Genomic DNA, 17,668 nt, shown 5'->3' with positions numbered 1-17,668 from the left:
CACGACTGGTTCATATAAACCGTATATCCTGTGCCGTTCGAACAGCGGGCGCCGACGGTGCCGAATCAGGAGAAACATACAGTGGCGACTTGGCTCGTAACCGGCGGTGCCGGTTTCATCGGCGGCAATTTCGTGCTCGAGGCGGTGGCGCGCGGCATCCGTGTGATCAACCTGGACGCACTGACCTACGCCGGAAACCTGAACACACTGGCGTCGCTGGAAGGCAATCCCGACCACGTGTTCGTGCACGGGGACATCGGCGACCGCGATCTGGTGAGCCGTCTGCTTGCCGAGCACCAGCCCGACGCGGTGGTCAATTTCGCCGCCGAGAGCCACGTGGACCGCTCGATCGACGGCCCCGGCGCCTTCATCCAGACCAACGTGGTCGGCACCCTGGGCCTGCTGGAGTCGGTGCGCGATCACTGGAAGGCGCTGCCGGACGGCCGCCGCGACGCGTTCCGCTTCCTGCACGTGTCCACCGACGAGGTCTACGGGACGCTGGGCGAGACCGGCAAGTTCAGCGAAACCACCCCGTATGCGCCGAACTCGCCGTACTCGGCGTCCAAGGCCGCCTCCGACCATCTGGTGCGCGCGTTCCACCACACCTACGGCCTGCCGGTGCTGACCACCAACTGCTCCAACAACTACGGCCCCTACCACTTTCCGGAGAAGCTCATTCCGCTGGTGATCGCCAAGGCGCTGGCCGGCGAGCCGCTGCCGGTGTACGGCGACGGCAAGCAGGTGCGCGACTGGCTGTTCGTCGGCGACCACTGCGAAGCGATCCGCACCGTGCTGGCCATGGGCAAGGTGGGCGAGACCTACAACGTCGGCGGCAATTCCGAGAAGCAGAACATCGAGGTGGTGCAGGCGATCTGCGCGCTGCTGGACGCACGGCGTCCGCGCGAAGACGGCAAGCCGCGCGCCAGCCAGATCACCTACGTCGCCGACCGGCCCGGCCACGACCGTCGCTACGCCATCGACGCCTCCAAGCTGAAGAACGAACTGGGCTGGGAGCCGAAGTACACCTTCGAACAGGGCATCGCGCTCACCGTGGACTGGTACCTGAGCCATCAGGACTGGGTACAGGGCGTGCTCGATGGCAGCTATCGGCTGGAACGGATCGGCACCGCGGCATAACCCGCGTCCCTCGCATGCGCCCGCACATCCACATGCGGACGTCCAAAGGAAGTACCTCATGACACAACGCAAGGGCATCATCCTCGCTGGCGGCTCCGGCACACGGCTGTATCCGATCACCAAGGGCGTCAGCAAGCAGCTGTTGCCGGTGTACGACAAGCCGATGATCTACTACCCGCTCAGCGTGCTGATGCTGGCCGGGATCCGCGAGGTGCTGATCATCAACACCCCCCACGAACAGGCGCTGTTCCAGGCGCTGCTGGGCGATGGCGCGCAGTGGGGCATGGACATCCATTACGCGGTGCAGCCGAGCCCGGACGGGCTGGCCCAGGCCTACCTGATCGGCCGCGACTTCGTCGCCGGCAAGCCGAGCTGCCTGGTGTTGGGCGATAACATCTTCCACGGTCATGGTCTGACGGAAACTCTGCAGCGTGCCGATGCGCGGCAACAGGGCGCCACCGTGTTCGGCTATTGGGTCAACGATCCCGAGCGCTACGGCGTGGCCGAGTTCGACGCGTCCGGCAAGGTGATCGACATCGAGGAAAAGCCGGCCAAGCCGCGCTCCCACTACGCGGTCACCGGCCTGTACTTCTACGATGGCCAGGCCAGCGACCACGCCGCCGAACTGAAGCCCTCGCCGCGCGGCGAACTGGAGATCACCGATCTCAATCGCCGTTACCTGGAAGCCGGTGAACTGCATCTGGAAGCGCTGGGTCGCGGCTATGCCTGGCTGGATACCGGCACCCACAAATCGCTGCACGAAGCCTCCAATTTCATCGAGACCATCCAGTCGCGGCAGGGCCTGCAGGTCTGCTGCCCGGAAGAGATCGCCTTCGGGAATGGATGGATCGATGCGGCGCAGCTGGAGAAACTTGCCGCTCCGCTGCGCAAGAATGATTACGGCAACTACTTGCATGAACTGGCTGTACGAGGAACCGTTCCGTGAAAGTGATTGAAACCAATCTGCCCGGCTGCGTGGTGATCGAGCCGGCGGTGTTCGGCGACGCGCGTGGCTATTTCTTCGAGACCTGGAACGCCGAGCGTTTCGGCGAGCACGGACTGCCCACCAAGTTCGTGCAGAGCAACGTCTCCACCTCGGCCAAGGGCGTGCTGCGCGGCCTGCATTACCAGTGGCCGCGGCCGCAGGGCAAGCTGGTCAGCGTCCTCGAGGGCGAGGTGTACGACGTCGCCGTCGACATCCGCCATGGCTCGCCGCACTTCGGCCGCTGGGCCGCGGTGGTGCTGAGCGCGGAGAACAAGAAGCAGTTCTGGATTCCGGAAGGCTTCGCGCACGGATTCGCCGTGCTGTCGGAGCGTGCGGTGTTCAGCTATCTGTGCACCGACGTGTACGTCAAGGAAGCCGACGCTGGCGTGCGCTGGGACGATGCTGCGATTGGCGTCGATTGGCCGATCTCCGAGCCGGTGCTGTCGGGCAAGGACGCTGTCGCGCCGTTCCTGGCCGATATCCCGGTCGAGCGCTTGCCGGTCTACCAGCCATGAGCATGCTGGTCTTCGGCGGCAACGGCCAGGCCGGGCAGGAACTGCTGCGCGCGCTGGCGGCGCAGGGGCCGGTGCTCGCGACCACGCGCAGCGGCCAGTTGCCCGACGGCAGCGCCTGCGAGCGCGCCGATTTCGACCAGCCGCAGACGCTGGGCGAACTGCTGGACCGGCTGCGGCCGACGGCGGTGGTCAACGCCGCGGCCTACACCGCGGTCGATCGCGCCGAACAGGACGCAGAGGCCGCCCGCCGTGCCAATGCCGAATCGCCGGCGGCGATCGCCACCTGGTGTGCGGCGCATGGCGTGCCGCTGGTGCATTACTCCACCGACTACGTGTTCGACGGCCAGGGCACGCAGCCTTATCCCGAGGATGCACCGACCGCGCCGCTGGGCGTGTACGGCGCCACCAAGCTGGCCGGCGAGGAAGCGATCCGCGCTTCCGGTGCGCAGCACCTGATCTTCCGCACCGCCTGGGTGTATGCCGCGCACGGACACAATTTCCTGCGCACCATGCTGCGCGTCGGCGCCGACCGCGACGAACTGCGGGTGGTCGCCGATCAGGTCGGCACGCCGACCCCGGCGGCGCTGATCGCCGATGTCACCGCGCGCGTGCTGGCGCAGCGCGCGACGCTGCCGTCCGGGACCTGGCATCTGACCGCGGCCGGCGAGACCACCTGGCACGGCTTTGCCGAGGCGATCTTCGCCGAGGCGGTGGCGGCGGGGCTGCTGTCGCGCGCGCCGCGGGTGCTGCCGATCACCACCGCGGAGTATCCGACCCCGGCCAAGCGCCCGGCCTACTCGCGCCTGGACGTGTCGCGCCTGCAGCGCGATTTCGTGCTGGAACTGCCGCAGTGGCGCGATGGCCTGCGCCAGGTGATCGGTGAACTCGCCACGGCAGCACCGGCTGGCTGACCTGCCGTACGCGGCAGAAAAAGCACGCAGCCGAAAAACAAAGAGCCGGGCAGTGCCCGGCTCTTTGCGTGACGGCGTGTGCCGGACTCAGGTGCGCCCGTAGGTGTCCTCGAAGCGCACGATGTCGTCCTCGCCCAGGTAGCTACCCGACTGCACTTCGATCAACTCCAGCGGCAGCTTGCCGGGGTTCTTCAGACGGTGGGTCACACCGAGCGGGATGTAGGTGCTCTGGTTCTCGGTGAGCAGCAGTACTTCCTCGCCACGGGTGACTTCGGCGGTACCGCTCACCACGATCCAGTGCTCGGCGCGGTGGTGATGCATCTGCAGGCTCAGCGTGGCGCCGGGCTTGACCGTGATGCGCTTGACCTGGAAACGCTGGCCGTTGTCGATCGAGTCGTAGGCGCCCCACGGGCGGTACACCTTGCGGTGCCAGGTGGCCTCGGAACGGCCGTTGGCCTTGATCTTGCCGACGACGTCCTTCACTTCCTGGATGCGCTCTTTGTGGCCGACCAGCACCGCGTCGTCGGTCTCCACGACCACCACGTCCTGCAGGCCCACCATCGCGATCAGGCGCGAGCCGTAGGCGTAGGTGTTGCGGCAATCGATCTCGATCACGTCGCCGTGGTGGGCATTGCCGTTGGCATCCTGCGGCGACACGTCCAGCAGCGCCGACCACGAACCGACGTCGCTCCACTTCGCGTCCAGCGGCACCACCACCGCGTCGGCGGTCTTCTCCATCACCGCGTAGTCGATGGAGTCGGAGGGGCTGGCGGCGAAGGCGTCCTTGTCCAGACGGGTGAAGTCGGCGTCGCGCTTTGCCGACTGCCACGCCTTGGTGCAGGCATCGGCGATGGCGGGCTGGAACTTGCGCAGTTCTTCTAGATAGCGCGAGGCGCGGAACAGGAACATGCCGCTGTTCCAGTAATACTCGCCCGACGCCAGATAACTTTTCGCGGTGGCCAAGTCGGGTTTTTCGACGAAGCGCTCGACCGCGCGCGCGCCATCGCCGGCGGCCGCCTTGATGTAGCCGTAGCCGGTTTCCGGTGTGGTCGGCTTGATCCCGAACGTCACCAGCTTGCCTTGCTCGGCCGCGATGGCGGCCACGCGCACCGCTGCCTGGAAGGCCGCCTCGTCACCGATCACATGATCGGAGGGCAGGACCAGCAACAGCGGATCGGCGCCGTCGCGCGAGGCCTCCAGCGCCGCCACGGCGATCGCCGGCGCGGTGTTGCGGCCCTTGGGTTCGAGCAGGATCGCATGCGGCTTCACGCCGATCTGTTGCAACTGCTCGGCCGCGACGAAGCGGTGTTCTTCGTTGGCGACCACGATGGGCGCATGCGCGGCGACCGGCGCCGCGCGCTGCCAGGTGGCCTGCAGCATGCTCTGTTCGCCGACCAGTGGCAGGAATTGCTTGGGATACGACTCGCGCGACAACGGCCACAGGCGCGTGCCGGAACCGCCGGACAGGATGATGGGAAGGACGTCGCTCATGGGCGGGGGAACTCCATAGTGCGTCTGTGGGTGGGGGAGGGTGTCGGGATCAGCCGCGCAGCAGCTCGGAGATCTCCTGGGTACGCTGTTCCAGCAACGCCGCATCGCCGCGGGTTTCCACGTTCAGGCGCAGCAGCGGCTCGGTGTTGGAACTGCGCAGGTTGAAGCGCCAGTCGGCGAATTCGGCGCTGACGCCGTCGGTGTAGTCCAGCGTCGGCGCATGCGAGGCGAAGTGTTCCATCACCCGCGCCACCGCCGCCTTGGCGTCGGCGACCTTGAAGTTGATCTCGCCGCTGCACGGGAACTTCTGCATGCGCGCCTCGACCAGGTCGGCCAACGAGCGGCCGGACTGCGACACCAGTTCGGCGATCAGCAGCCACGGGATCATCCCCGAGTCGGCGTAGGCGAATTCGCGGAAGTAGTGGTGCGCGCTCATCTCGCCGCCGTACACGGCGTTCTCGCTGCGCATCTTCTCCTTGATGAAGGCATGCCCGCTCTTGCACAGCACCGGGATGCCGCCGGCCTCCTCGACCTGTTCGATCGTGTTCCAGGTCAGGCGCGGGTCGTGCACGACCTTGCCGCCCGGCTGCTTGGCCAGGATCGCCTGCGCCAGCAGGCCCACCAGGTAGTAGCCCTCGATGAAGCGGCCGTCGGCGTCGAAGAAGAAGCAGCGGTCGAAGTCCCCGTCCCAGGCGATGCCGAAGTCGGCGCCGTGCTGCTTGACCGCATTGGCCGTGGCGGCGCGGTTCTCCGGTAGCAGCGGGTTGGGAATTCCGTTGGGGAAGTGGCCGTCCGGCTCGTGGAAGACGCGCACGAACTCGAACGGCAGGTGCGGCGCCAGCAGGTCGATGATGGCACCGGCGCCGCCGTTGCCGGCGTTGACCACCAGCTTCAGCGGCTTGAGCGTGGCGCGGTCCACGTAGCTGAGCAGGTGCTCGATGTAGGCGCTCTTGTCCGGGCGGTGATGCTCGGCGGCGGTCGGCGCCGCGGCCGGCGCTGTGTCGGCGGCGACGGTGTCGCGGATCGCGAACAGGCCGGTATCGGAGCTGATCGGGCGCGCGTTCTCGCGCACCAGCTTCATGCCGTTGTAGTCCATCGGGTTGTGGCTGGCGGTGACCATCACGCCGCCGGCGGCCTGCAGGTGATCGGTCTGGAAATACACTTCCTCGGTGCCGCACAGGCCGATGTCGATGACCTCGCGGCCGCTGGCACGCAGGCCCGCCGACAGTGCCGCCTGCAGCGCGGGGCTGGCCAGGCGCACGTCATGGCCGACCACCACCGGGCCGCTCTGCAACTGCCCCGCCAGCGCCACGCCGATGCGGCGCGCCAAGTCCTCGTTCAGTTCGTCGGGAACGCGACCGCGGATGTCGTAGGCCTTGAATGCGGGAAGCGACATAGGAAGAGGGTCCTAGTTGGGGGAAACCGGAGTGTAACGTTCCGCCGCTTAATCGGTCGTTGCGGCGGTGCGGCGGGGGTCCGGCGCGGCGAGCGGCTAGACTACGCGCCTATTTCCAACGCGGAGCTGGCGAATGGGCGACACCACTACCCCTGCGGGCGGGCGGCGCGGCAAGCTTTACCCTGATGCGGCCACGGCGTTGGCCGACGTGGTGGCGGATGGGCAGACCCTGGCGGTCGGCGGCTTCGGCCTGTGCGGCATCCCGGAGGCCTTGATTGCGGCTCTGCGCGACAGCGGCGTCGGCGGCCTCACGGTGATCTCCAACAATGCCGGCGTCGACGGCTTCGGCCTGGGCCAGCTGCTGGCGACGCGGCAGATCCGCAAGATGATTTCCTCCTACGTCGGCGAGAACAAGGAGTTCGAACGCCAGTACCTGGCCGGCGAACTGGAACTGGAATTCAATCCGCAGGGCACTCTGGCCGAACGCCTGCGTGCCGGCGGCGCGGGCATCCCCGCGTTCTTCACCGCCACCGGCTACGGCACGGTGGTGGCCGAGGGCAAGGAGACCCGCGAGTTCGACGGCAAGCACTACGTGCTGGAGACCGCGCTGCGCGCCGACGTGGCCCTGGTCAAGGCGTGGAAGGCCGATGCCGCCGGCAACCTGGTGTTCCGCAAGACCGCGCGCAACTTCAACCCGGCCTGCGCGATGGCCGGCAAGGTCTGCATCGCCGAGGTCGAAGAAGTGGTGGAGACCGGCAGCCTGGATCCGGACCAGGTGCACCTGCCCGGCATCTACGTCGACCGCATCGTGCACAACCCGCACCCCGAAAAACGCATCGAACAGCGCACCCTGCGCCAGAAGGACGCCTGACATGGCCTGGACCCGCGACGACATGGCGCAGCGCGCCGCCCGCGAACTCACCGACGGCGCCTACGTGAACCTGGGTATCGGCCTGCCGACCCTGGTCGCCAACCACATTCCCGAGGGCGTGGACGTGTGGCTGCAGTCGGAGAACGGCCTGCTCGGCATCGGCCCGTTCCCCAGCGAGGACGAGGTGGATGCCGACCTGATCAATGCCGGCAAGCAGACCGTCACCGCCCGCGCCGGCGCCAGCTACTTCGGTAGCCACGATTCCTTCGCGATGATCCGCGGCGGCCATATCGACCTGGCCATCCTCGGCGCGATGCAGGTCAGCGAGAAGGGCGACCTGGCCAACTGGATGGTGCCGGGCAAGATGGTCAAGGGCATGGGCGGCGCGATGGACCTGGTGGCCGGGGTCAAGCGCGTGGTCGTGCTGATGGAACACGTGGCCAAGGACGGCAGCCACAAGATCCTGCCGGCATGCGATCTGCCGCTGACCGGTGTCGGCGTGGTCGATCGCATCATCACCGACCTGGCCGTGTTCGACGTCACCGACAGCGGCCTGGTGCTGGTGGAAACCGCCGAGGGCGTGGACGAGGCCGAACTGGTCGCCAAGACCGGCGTGCCGTTCCGGCGCGGGTAAGGGTGCGCTGCGCCGCTCAGGCGCTGCGCTGCGCGTAGGCGTAGTCGGTGGTGGATACCGGCGGTGGCTGGCCGAGCAGGTCGGCCACGGTGGCCACCCGGTAGCCGGCGCGCTCGGCCAGCGGCGCCGCCAGCCGTTCCACCGCATGCGCCAGGGTGGCGTCGAGCTGCCCGTGCTCGGCCTCGAATTCGGAAGGGCACAGGCCGCTGTCCAGCAGCGGCCGCAGCGCGTCCAGGCGTGCCCAAAACATGCTGCCCGAGATGAACTGCGCCTGCTCCAGGCGCGGGTCGCTGTGGCCGGTCCGGCGCAGCAGGTAGTCGGCGGCCGCGCGGTTGCCGCCCCAGAATTCGGCCAACGGCAGCAGATGGCCTTCGGGCGCGACCAGGCCGAGCGCAGGCTCCTGCGCGAAGGCCTGCAGCACGCGCGCGGCACGGTCGGCGCCGGCCAGGCGTTGCAGCAGTTCGGTGCGCCAGGCATCGCCGTTGTGCAGATGGGTGCTGCGCTTGGTATGCAGTTTCAGCACCACGTCCACGCCATCGCGCAGCAGCCGCTCGGCGGCGTGCAGGAACGGCAGGATGTCGCGGCCGCGGTTCTCCAGCACCATCACCTCGGACGGCAACGCGCACGCACGCAAGTGCGCGCGCACCGCATCGGCCTGGTCGGGCGAGGTGGTGACCAGCAGACGCCACGGCAGGGCGCTCGCGGCCAGTTGCGCCAGCAGTTCCGGCAGTACGTCCGGATACCACGCGTGGACGATCGCGTGCGGCGTCGTGTTGCGTGCCGGCAGCGGCGCCAGCGCGCGGCGGGTGGCGTCGAGATAAGCATGGCCCAGCCGCGCATCCGGTTCCAGCACGGCGCCTTCGGCCCACTCGTTCCAGGCGTTGACGAACACCAGGCGCTGCTCGGCGCGGCGACCCTGCAGCCGGGTATGGATGGTGGTGCGCAGCCAGTCCTCGTAGCCGCGCGGCGAGGCGTGCAGATAGACGCGGCCGGCGCCGGGACGGCGCGCTTCGTTGTCCCAGCCCGGGTTGACGCCCGGATACAGCAGATAGTCGGGCAGCGGGCGCGCGGCGATCTCCGCGGCCAGGGCGCGCCAATCCAGCACGGCGCCGCTGTAGTCGGGATTGAGCAGGTGCTGGTCGGCCGCCAGCGAGCGGGGATTGCTCATGTTCGGCGGGAACTCGACCGCCGCGTCGAAACCGATGTCGCGCGGGTCCGGCCGCTCGAAGCCCTGCACGTAGGCCAGGTGCAATTCGCCGATGCCGTGCTGCCGGCACCAGTCGCGCCAGCGCGTGGCGGTGGCCTGTGGATCCGGCAGCAGATGCGGGCGGTACACCAGCAGCATCGGCCGGCCATCCACGCGCAGGCAGCGCGGGTCGCGCAGGTAGTCGGCGACGTGCGCGATGAAGTCCAGATCGTCCTGCGCGCTGTGCGCCTGCGCCATCAGCACATCGTCGCCGCGGCCGTCCCAGCGCCGCGACCATTGCTCGTTGGCCCAGCACAGGCAGAACGGCAGCTCCAGCGTGGGATCGTCCAGCCACTGCCGCAGCGGCGTCTCCAGCAAGGTCTTGCCGCCGAACCAGTAGAAGTAGAAACAGAACGCGCCGATGCCGTACTGCTTCGCCAGCGCCACCTGCTGCCGCATGCTCTGCGGGTTGCGCAGGTCGTAGAACCCCAGGTCCGCCGGCAGCCGCGGCTGCACATGTCCCTCGAACTGCGGCAGCGCGCGGGTGACGTTGCGCCATTCGGTGAAGCCGGTGCCCCACCAGGCGTCGTTCTCCGGGATCGGATGGAACTGCGGCAGGTAGAACGCCACCACGGTCGCCGGCAGTGGCGTCGGCAGCGTCACCTGCTGCGCGGATACATGGCCGATCGCACGCTCGTCGGCGCGCGCGCGTGGCCGGCGTTCGCCATGCCCGTCGGTGGCGCGCCCGCGCGGCGGCGGCGGCACCAGATCCGCATGGCGCTCCAGGAAGCGCGCGCGCAGGCGATCGCGCTGCGCCGGCGCCAGCGGCAGGACGCGAAAGCCCGCGCGCAGCGTGAGGTACAGCGCCGTCTTCAGGCGCGCGGGCAGGCCTGCGCTCACAGGTTCTGGTAATTCGGCCCGGAGCCGCCTTCCGGCGTCACCCAGTCGATGATCGCGTACGGATCCTTGATGTCGCAGGTCTTGCAGTGCACGCAGTTGGCGGCGTTGATCTGCAGACGCTTGCCGGCCGCGTCGTCGACGATCTCGTACACCGCCGCCGGGCAGAAGCGCGTGCAGGGGTTGCCGTACTCCTCGGTGCAGCGGGTCACGCAGATCTGCGGATCGAGCACGTGCAGGTGCACCGGCTGGTCCTCGTCGTGCTCGGTGGCGGCGAAGTACACGCCCTGCAGGCGGTCGCGCGGGGCCAGTTCGCGCTGCACGTAGTCGCGCTTGGGCTGCTCGTGCTCGCCCAGCCGGTCCAGGCTCTTCCAGTCGGCGCCGACCTTGAGCGTCCACGGCGAGGCGCCCTTGACCAGGGTTTCCCACGCGCCATTGAGCAGGCCGAACCACAGCCCCTTCTTGAAACCGGGCTTGATGTTGCGTACCTGGCGCAACTCGGCCATCACCTCCGAGCCGCGCAGGCGCGCGTCGAAGCCGGCCGGGTCGAGCGCGGCGCCGGCGGCGAGGTGTTCGGCGGCGAGCATGCCGCTGCGGATCGCCTGATGGGTGCCCTTGATCTTGGGCACGTTGAGCAGGCCGGCGGTGTCGCCGATCAGCAGCGCGCCGGGCATCTCCACCTTCGGCAGCGACTGCCAGCCACCGCTGGCGATGGCGCGCGCGCCGGCCGAGAGGATGCTGCCGCCTTCCAGCAGCGACTTCATCATCGGGTGGTTCTTCCACTGCTGGAAGGCTTCCCACGGCCGGTATTCGGGGTCGTGGTAGTCCAGGCCGCTGACGTAGCCCAGCGCCACCTGGTTGTTCTCCAGGTGGTACAGGAAGCTGCCGCCGTAGGTCTGGCTGTCGGCCGGCCAACCCAGGGTGTGCACGATCTTGCCGGGGCTGACGCGGCCCTCGGGCAACTGCCACAGCTCCTTGATGCCGATCGAGAACGCCTGCGGATCGTGGCCGGCGTCGAGCGCGAAACGCGCGATCAGGCGCTTGGTCAGGTGTCCGCGCGCGCCTTCGGCCAGCACCGTGACCTTGGCGCGGATGTCGATGCCGGCGGTGTAGCCCGGCTTGTGCGATCCGTCCTTGGCCACACCCATGTCGCCGATGCGCACGCCCAGTACCGTGCCGTCCTCGGCGTGCAGGGTCTCGGCGGCGGCGAAGCCGGGGTAGATCTCCACGCCCAGCGCCTCGGCCTGCGGCGCCAGCCAGGCGCACATGGCGCCGAGGCTGACGATGAAGTTGCCGTGGTTGCGCATGCCCGGCGGCACCATCGGGAACTTGTGCCCGCCGTCCTTGCTCAGGTACCAGAACTCGTCCTCGGCCGCCGGCACGCAGATCGGCGGCGGGTTGTCGCGCCAGCCCGGCAGCAGCGCATCCAGCGGCGCCGGTTCGATCACCGCGCCGGACAGGATGTGCGCCCCGATGGTGCTGGCCTTCTCGATCACGCAGACCGAGATGTCGGGGTTGAGCTGCTTGAGCCGGATCGCGAACGCCAACCCGGCCGGGCCCGCGCCGACGGTGACGACGTCGTACTCCATGACGTCGCGCTCCACTGGCTGCAGCGCGTTGGCGCCGCCCTCGGTTCCCGTCATCTGTTCCGCTCCCGTTGGCTCGTTCTGGCTGCCTGCATTTTCAGGGTTTGCGCGTGAAGGGGCAAATTCCGCACGCCGGCGTATGGTGGGGGCGGGCGTGCTAGCGTGGCGCGATGGAACTGGACCTGCCCGGCGCCGATCTGCGCTGGTATCCCGAGTGGCTGGACCCGGCCGCGGCGACGGCGCTGTGTGCGCAGTTGCTGCGCGAGGTGCCGTGGGAAGTGCACCGGATCCGCCTGTTCGGAAAGCTGGTCGATTCGCCGCGGCTGAGCTGCTGGATCGGCGATGCCGACGCCAGCTACCGCTATTCCGGTACCCGCTTCGCGCCGCATCCGTGGCCGGCGGCGCTGCTGCCGTTGCGCGCGCGGCTGGCGGCCGAGACCGGGGTGGCGTTCAACAGCGTGCTCGCCAACCGCTACCGCGACGGCCGCGACGCGATGGGCTGGCACAGCGACGACGAGCGCGAACTCGGCCCGGCGCCGGTGATCGCCTCGCTGAGCCTGGGCGCGTCGCGTCGCTTCCTGTTGCGCCATCGCCAGCAGCCGGCGCTGCGGCAGGCGCTGGAACTGAGCTCCGGCGGATTGCTGCTGATGGCGGGCGACACCCAGCGCCTGTACCGGCACGCCTTACCGCGCACCGCCAAGCGGGTCGGCGAGCGGATCAACCTGACGTTCCGCAGGATCGTGTGATGCCTAATTCCTTCTCCCTCCGGGACCACGGCCCCCTTTTTGGGGGAAGGTGCCCCGAAGGGGCGGATGAGGGTCGGGAGCGCTAGGGAGGCATCTGGGAAAGAAGACTCCCTGGCCGCCGCACCCTCACCCCCAGCCCCTCTCCCGGTGGGAGAGGGGAGTAGAGCGGTCATGGGGGCATGATCCCTTCTCCCTCCGGGAGAAGGTGCCCCGAAGGGGCGGATGAGGGTCGGGTTGCTAAAGAGGTTTCTGGGGAGATGACTCCGTAGCCGCCGTACCCTCACCCCGACCCCTCTCCCGGTGGGAGAGGGGAGTTATCAGCGCCGCGGCGGCCTCGGGCTGACCGGCGGCGGAACGCTCGGCGCCATCGCCGTCGCCGCGTCGGCCTGGCCCTGCTGCAGGGTCCAGCCGACCACATCGTGGCCGAGTTGCGACATGGCCTGGCCGAAGGCGTCGACCACCTGCGATTCGGCGGTGCCGGCGGCCGGCTGGGTCACCAGGAAGGTGCGCGAGGCGACCACGCGCTGGTCGGCGCTGTACAGCAGTTTGGCATTGAGTTCGATGGTGGCCGACGGCACCGCGCGCCCGGCGTAGTCCGCCTCGAAGCGGCGCAGGTCCAGCAGCAGCTTGTAGTCGGCGCGAATGCCGGTGCCGAGCCGGGCCACGCCGGGGATGCGCCCGGAATCCTCGAACCCGCGCAGCAGCATGTCCTCGAGCATGTCGGTGGCCGGCTGCGCCCAGCTGACGCCGCCGTACACCTGCAGTTCGTCGGGCGTCGGCCGCACCGCGATGCGCGAACTGTCGACCACGCGCGCGGCGCTGGGCTTGGTCAGCGCCAGTTGCCAGCTCACCTGCGGCCAGGCAGGGTCGGCGGTCACCCGCACGTCCGGCGCGTAGATCGTCACCGGCTCCTTGTTGCCGCCGGGCAGCGAGCAGCCGGCCAGCAGCAGGGCCGGCACGGCGAGCAGGAGGAAGGCGCGCATCGGCTTCATTTGGGTTTGAACTCCTTCGGGGCGTCGCGGCCGAGCAGGTAGCGCGCGGGGTTGTTGTCCAGGCGGTCGCTGACCCGGCGCAGGTCGCGGATCAGGCCGCGCAGTTCGGTCAGGGTCGGGCCGAGCTGGCCGAGGCCGTCGTTGGCGAAGCTGTTGATCGCCGAGCGGTTCTCGCCAAGGATCTTGTCGGCATTGCCCGCGGCCGAATCCAGCTTGCTCAGCGTGTCCTCCAGCTTGTCCAGGATCGGCGGCAGCTGCTGCACCAGATTCTGGTCCAGGCGCTGGATGGTGCCGTTGGTGGTCTTGAGCGTGGTGTCCAGGTTGCGCGCGGCGTCGCGCGCACTGACGATCAGCGACTGCATGCCCTGGTCGCGGTCGGCCAGGCCGCCGCTGATGGTCTCCAGGTTGTGCAGGGTGGCGGTGATGCTGGCGACGTTGCGGTCGCTGAGCACTTCGTCCAGGCGTTCGACGATGCGGTTGGCGGTGTCGGTGATGTTCTGCAGCGCCGAGGGCGTGGTCTGGATGATCGGCGCATCGCTGTTGTCGATCGAGGTCAGCGACGGCGCTTCCGGGGTGCCGCCGGAGAGCTGGATGATCGACGGGCCGGTCAGGCTGGTGATGCCCAGCTTGGCGCGGGTGTCGCTCTTGATCGGCGTGGTCGAGTTGACCCGGATCCGCGCCACCACCTGGCGCGGGTCGTTCGGCGCCAGGGTCAGCTCGGTGATCGAGCCCACCGCGATGCCGTTGTACTGCACCGGGCTGCCGACCGACAGGCCGGTCACCGCCTCGCGGAACACCACGCGGTATTCCTGCCAGGTGCGGTCGGAGGAGTACTTGGCGGCCCAGAGTCCGAACAGCAGCAGCGCGATCCCCACCACGATGGTGAAGGCGCCGATCAGCACGTAGTTGGCTTTGGTTTCCATGGGCTCAGGGGGTCTCGGTCCAGGCGGTCTTGGCATCGCGCGCGGCGCGCGCGCGCGGGCCGTGGAAATACTCTTGGATCCACGGGTGGTCCACTTGCTCGATCTCGGCCAACGGCGCGTTGGCGATGACCTTGCGGTCGGCCAGCACCGCCACGCGGTCGCAGATAGCGTACAAGGTGTCCAGGTCGTGGGTGATGAGGAACACGGTCAGGCCCAGTGCTTCCTGCAGGGTACGGATCAGCCGGTCGAAGGCGGCCGCGCCGATCGGGTCCAGGCCGGCGGTGGGCTCGTCCAGGAACAGCAGCGGCGGGTCCAACGCCAACGCACGCGCCAGCCCGGCGCGCTTGCGCATGCCGCCCGACAGTTGCGAGGGCAGCTTGTTCAGCGCATCCGCGGGCAGACCGGCCAGTTTCACCTTCAGCAGCGCCAGCTCGTAATGCCAGCTGTCGGGCAGTTCGCCGAAATGCTCCTTCAGCGGCACCTGCACGTTCTCGCCGACGGTCAGCGAGGAAAACAGCGCGCCGTCCTGGAACAGCACGCCGGTATTGCGCTCCACGTGCAGGCGATCGGCGCGGCGACCGGAGTCGGTATCCACGCCGAGCACCTGGATCTTGCCGGCATCGGGGTCGCGCAGGCCGAGGATGGCGCGCATCAGCACCGACTTGCCGGTGCCCGAGCCACCGACCACGCCGAGGATCTCGCCGCGGCGCACGTCCAGGTCCAGGTCCTCGTGCACGGTCTGGGTGCCGAAGCGGTTGACCAGGCCGCGGACGGAGATGGCCAATTCGGGATTTGGGATTTGGGATTCGGGATTGGTCAACGCAACTGCTCCCGCCCAGGCGCATAGCGCCCGGCTTCAACGAATCCCCAATGCCCACTCTCCAATCCCGGCTCCATCACCACCCCATGTTCATGAACCACAGCGCGGCGATCGCGTCGATGATGATCACCAGCGAGATCGTCTGCACCACGCTGGAGGTGGTGCGCTCGCCGACGGATTGCGCGGTGCCTTCCACCCGCAGCCCTTCCAGGCAGCCGATCAGGCCGATCACGATGGCGAAGATCGGGGCCTTGGACAGCCCGACCAGCATGTGCCGGATATCGATGGTGTCGTGCATGCGCGCCAGGTACATCTGCGGCGGGATGCCGAGGTCGAAGGCGCCGACGGTGACGCCGCCGGCCAGGCCGGCGATCATCGCCACGAAGGTCAGCAGCGGCAGCATCAGCATCAGCGCCACCAGCCGTGGGATCACCAGCAGGTCCATCGGGTCCAGGCCCAGGGTCTGGATCGCGTCGACCTCTTCGCGTGCCTTCATCGCGCCGATCTGCGCGGTGAACGCACTGGCGGTGCGCCCGGCGAGCACGATCGCGGTGAGCAGCACCGCGAACTCGCGCAGGAAGGCGATGCTGACCAGCTCCACCACATAGATCTCGGCGCCGAAGTCGCGCAGGATGGTCGAGCCGAGGAAGGCGATCACCGCGCCGACCAGATACGACAGCAGCGCCACCAGCGGCACCGCGTCCAGGCCGACCTGCTCCATGTGGTGCACGGTGGAGGTCAGGCGAAAGCGCCGCGGCTCATGCACCAGGCGCATCATCTTGACCAGGGTCTCGCCGAGGAAGCCGACCAGGGCGACGATTTCCTTGCCGTTGCGGTGCACCGCATAGCCCAGGCGTTCCAGCGCCGCGGCGAAACCGTAGTCGCGCTTGCGCTTGGGGCGGTCGTCGGCGACGTCCTCGATGGTCGAGACCAGCGCGCGATGATCCTGGCGGAAATCCAGCGCCTCGTGGGCGATGCCGTTGCGGGTGGCGTAGCGCATCAGCTGCAGCACCCCGGCCGAATCCAGCTGGCCGATGCCGCTGGCGTCGATGCCGGTGGTGCCGGCCGGCATGCCGCGCAGCACTTCCGAGGAGGCCAGGGCCGTGGCCAGGGTCCAACTGCCGGTCAGCCGCACCCGCGAGGGGTCTCGGTCGTCCTGGCTGAGTTTGGGCGGTTGCGGTTCGATCATGGGGGCGTCCGGTGCGCGAGCATACCTGTTTCGCCCGTGTTGCAGATGTGGTGATCGCGACGGGGTGGCCGGGCGCGGCGTTCGCGCCATACTAGCCGACATGCCCGCCGCTCCCACCGTCAGTCCCTCCGCCAACGCGACCTACGCGCAGCGCATCGCCTTCGTCTCGGACATCGCCGGGCGACTGCACACCTATGGCACCACCGCGCAGCGGCTGGAGGCGGCGGTGGTGGCGCTGGCGCAGCAACTGGACCTGGATTGCGAACCCTGGTCCAACCCGACCGGGCTGATCCTCAGCTTCAGCGACCCGACCAAGGCGATCGGCTCCAGCGACATCACCCGCGTGGTGCGGCTGGCGCCGGGCGACAACGACCTGCACAAGCTCAGCGTCGCCGACCGCATCGCCGACGACGTGGCCAGCGGGCGCATGAGCGTGGCCCAGGGCCATACCGCGCTGCGCCAGCTGGACCAGCCGCCGGGGCGGCGCTGGGTGGCGATGCAGGTGCTCGGCTTCGGCCTGGCCGCGGCCGGCGTGGCCGGGCTGTGGCGCCTGCCGTGGCTGGACATCGCCACCGCCACGGTGATCGGCCTGCTGATCGGCGTGCTGACCCAGCTCACCGACAAGCGCCCGGCGACCAAGGAAGCCAACGACGCGCTGGCGGCGCTGCTGGCCGGTTTCGTCGCGACCCTGGTGGCCAGTTTCGTGGCGCCGCTCAATCTCAATACGGTGATCATCGCTTCGCTGGTGGTGCTGCTGCCGGGGATGGCGCTGACCAATGCGGTCAACGAACTGACCAGCCAGCACTGGGTCTCGGGCACGGCGCGCTTCGCCGGCGCGGTCACCACCGTCCTCAAGCTGACCGTCGGCGCGGTGATCGCGGTGACCCTGGCGCAACTGCTCGGCCTGGAGCCGATGGTGAGGGCGTCGCGGCCGCAGCACGGCTGGGTGGAATGGGCCTCGCTGCTGGTCGCCGCCTATGCGTTCGCGCTGCTGTTCAAGGCCAGCGGCCGCGATTATCCGTTCGTGATGGCCGCATCGGTGGCCGGTTATGCGATCGCGCGCTTCGCCGGCGACGCCTGGGGCAGCCCGGTCGGCATCTTCCTGTCGGCGATGGTGTTGACCGCGGCCGGCAATCTGTTCGGCCGCATCGTGCACCGGCCAGGGGCCCTGGTCCGGTTGCCGGGCATCATCATGCTGGTGCCCGGCAGCGCCAGTCTGCGCGGACTGTTGACCCTGGTGCAGCAGCAGGACGTGCTCGTCGGGCAATCGGCACTGCTGACGGTGACCAATATCGTGATGGCGCTGGTCGCCGGCCTGCTGTTCGGCAATCTGCTGGTACCGGCGCGCAAGAATCTTTGAATCCGGTAATAAAAAACGCCGGCATGTGC

At 68.7% G+C, this 17,668-nt stretch carries 16 protein-coding genes; 8 read left to right on the top strand and 8 right to left on the bottom strand.

The window, feature by feature from the left end:
* Nucleotides 1-81: 81 nt before the first annotated feature.
* The 4 genes from rfbB to rfbD are packed head-to-tail and all read left to right on the top strand — an operon-like array spanning nt 82 to nt 3,548.
* Complete coding sequence (gene rfbB / locus GGR64_RS06165; RefSeq protein ID WP_184644588.1) at nt 82-1,137, top strand: dTDP-glucose 4,6-dehydratase; 1,056 nt, start codon at nt 82-84, stop codon at nt 1,135-1,137.
* A 58-nt stretch (nt 1,138-1,195) separates the two neighbouring features.
* Nucleotides 1,196-2,083 (top strand): glucose-1-phosphate thymidylyltransferase RfbA, encoded by an 888-nt coding sequence (rfbA, locus tag GGR64_RS06160; protein WP_184644586.1) that lies wholly within the window; start codon nt 1,196-1,198, stop codon nt 2,081-2,083.
* Nucleotides 2,080-2,637 carry a dTDP-4-dehydrorhamnose 3,5-epimerase gene (gene rfbC, locus GGR64_RS06155; RefSeq protein WP_019797144.1) on the top strand — a complete coding sequence of 186 codons (558 nt, stop codon included), beginning with the start codon at nt 2,080-2,082 and terminating at the stop codon, nt 2,635-2,637. Before rfbA ends, rfbC begins: the two co-directional genes overlap by 4 nt.
* The gene (gene rfbD, locus GGR64_RS06150; RefSeq protein WP_184644584.1) at nt 2,634-3,548 is read left to right on the top strand and encodes a dTDP-4-dehydrorhamnose reductase; all 915 of its coding nucleotides are present in this window, start codon (nt 2,634-2,636) and stop codon (nt 3,546-3,548) included. Before rfbC ends, rfbD begins: the two co-directional genes overlap by 4 nt.
* 87 nt (nt 3,549-3,635) lie before the next feature.
* Here rfbD and GGR64_RS06145 read toward each other — a convergent pair whose 3' ends face one another.
* Nucleotides 3,636-5,039, bottom strand: coding sequence for a mannose-1-phosphate guanylyltransferase/mannose-6-phosphate isomerase (locus GGR64_RS06145; RefSeq protein ID WP_184644583.1), 1,404 nt, complete (start codon nt 5,037-5,039; stop codon nt 3,636-3,638).
* 49 nt (nt 5,040-5,088) lie between these two features.
* Nucleotides 5,089-6,435: a phosphomannomutase gene (locus GGR64_RS06140; protein WP_184448432.1), complete on the bottom strand. Its 1,347-nt coding sequence runs from the start codon at nt 6,433-6,435 to the stop codon at nt 5,089-5,091.
* Nucleotides 6,436-6,568: 133 nt separating this feature from the next.
* Between GGR64_RS06140 and GGR64_RS06135 the strand changes: the two genes are divergently transcribed.
* Nucleotides 6,569-7,306 carry a CoA transferase subunit A gene (locus tag GGR64_RS06135; RefSeq protein WP_160968903.1) on the top strand — a complete coding sequence of 246 codons (738 nt, stop codon included), beginning with the start codon at nt 6,569-6,571 and terminating at the stop codon, nt 7,304-7,306.
* A 1-nt stretch (nt 7,307) separates the two neighbouring features.
* Nucleotides 7,308-7,940, top strand: coding sequence for a CoA transferase subunit B (locus GGR64_RS06130; protein WP_160957519.1), 633 nt, complete (start codon nt 7,308-7,310; stop codon nt 7,938-7,940).
* A gap of 16 nt (nt 7,941-7,956) precedes the next feature.
* Here the strand turns inward: GGR64_RS06130 and GGR64_RS06125 are convergent, their stop codons facing one another.
* Nucleotides 7,957-10,026, bottom strand: a complete 2,070-nt coding sequence (locus GGR64_RS06125) for a glycoside hydrolase family 99-like domain-containing protein (RefSeq protein ID WP_184644581.1) — start codon at nt 10,024-10,026, stop codon at nt 7,957-7,959.
* Entirely contained in the window at nt 10,023-11,666 is a 1,644-nt protein-coding gene (locus tag GGR64_RS06120; protein WP_184644579.1) for an electron transfer flavoprotein-ubiquinone oxidoreductase, read from the bottom strand. Before GGR64_RS06120 ends, GGR64_RS06125 begins: the two co-directional genes overlap by 4 nt.
* Nucleotides 11,667-11,779: 113 nt before the next feature.
* Between GGR64_RS06120 and GGR64_RS06115 the strand changes: the two genes are divergently transcribed.
* On the top strand, nt 11,780-12,355 hold the full coding sequence (locus GGR64_RS06115; protein WP_184644577.1) for an alpha-ketoglutarate-dependent dioxygenase AlkB: 576 nt from the start codon (nt 11,780-11,782) through the stop codon (nt 12,353-12,355).
* A gap of 317 nt (nt 12,356-12,672) precedes the next feature.
* On the opposite strand, the gene GGR64_RS06110 is transcribed toward GGR64_RS06115, so the two are convergent.
* The 4 genes from GGR64_RS06110 to GGR64_RS06095 form a co-directional block, all read right to left on the bottom strand.
* Entirely contained in the window at nt 12,673-13,347 is a 675-nt protein-coding gene (locus GGR64_RS06110) for an ABC-type transport auxiliary lipoprotein family protein (protein WP_184644575.1), read from the bottom strand.
* Nucleotides 13,344-14,270 (bottom strand): MlaD family protein, encoded by a 927-nt coding sequence (locus GGR64_RS06105; protein WP_043093283.1) that lies wholly within the window; start codon nt 14,268-14,270, stop codon nt 13,344-13,346. Before GGR64_RS06105 ends, GGR64_RS06110 begins: the two co-directional genes overlap by 4 nt.
* A gap of 4 nt (nt 14,271-14,274) precedes the next feature.
* A complete protein-coding gene (locus tag GGR64_RS06100; protein WP_184644573.1) occupies nt 14,275-15,090 on the bottom strand; it encodes an ABC transporter ATP-binding protein in 816 nt (271 codons plus the stop codon).
* A 76-nt stretch (nt 15,091-15,166) separates the two neighbouring features.
* Nucleotides 15,167-16,279: an ABC transporter permease gene (locus GGR64_RS06095; RefSeq protein ID WP_160968915.1), complete on the bottom strand. Its 1,113-nt coding sequence runs from the start codon at nt 16,277-16,279 to the stop codon at nt 15,167-15,169.
* 100 nt (nt 16,280-16,379) lie between these two features.
* On the opposite strand from GGR64_RS06095, the gene GGR64_RS06090 reads away from it, so the two are divergent.
* Nucleotides 16,380-17,639, top strand: a complete 1,260-nt coding sequence (locus GGR64_RS06090; protein WP_160968917.1) for a threonine/serine exporter family protein — start codon at nt 16,380-16,382, stop codon at nt 17,637-17,639.
* The last annotated feature ends 29 nt before the right edge of the window (nt 17,640-17,668 follow it).

Source organism: Xanthomonas sp. 3307, assembly GCF_014199735.1.
GTDB lineage: Bacteria > Pseudomonadota > Gammaproteobacteria > Xanthomonadales > Xanthomonadaceae > Xanthomonas_A > Xanthomonas_A rydalmerensis.
This window is presented reverse-complemented; position numbering and strand designations above follow the sequence as displayed.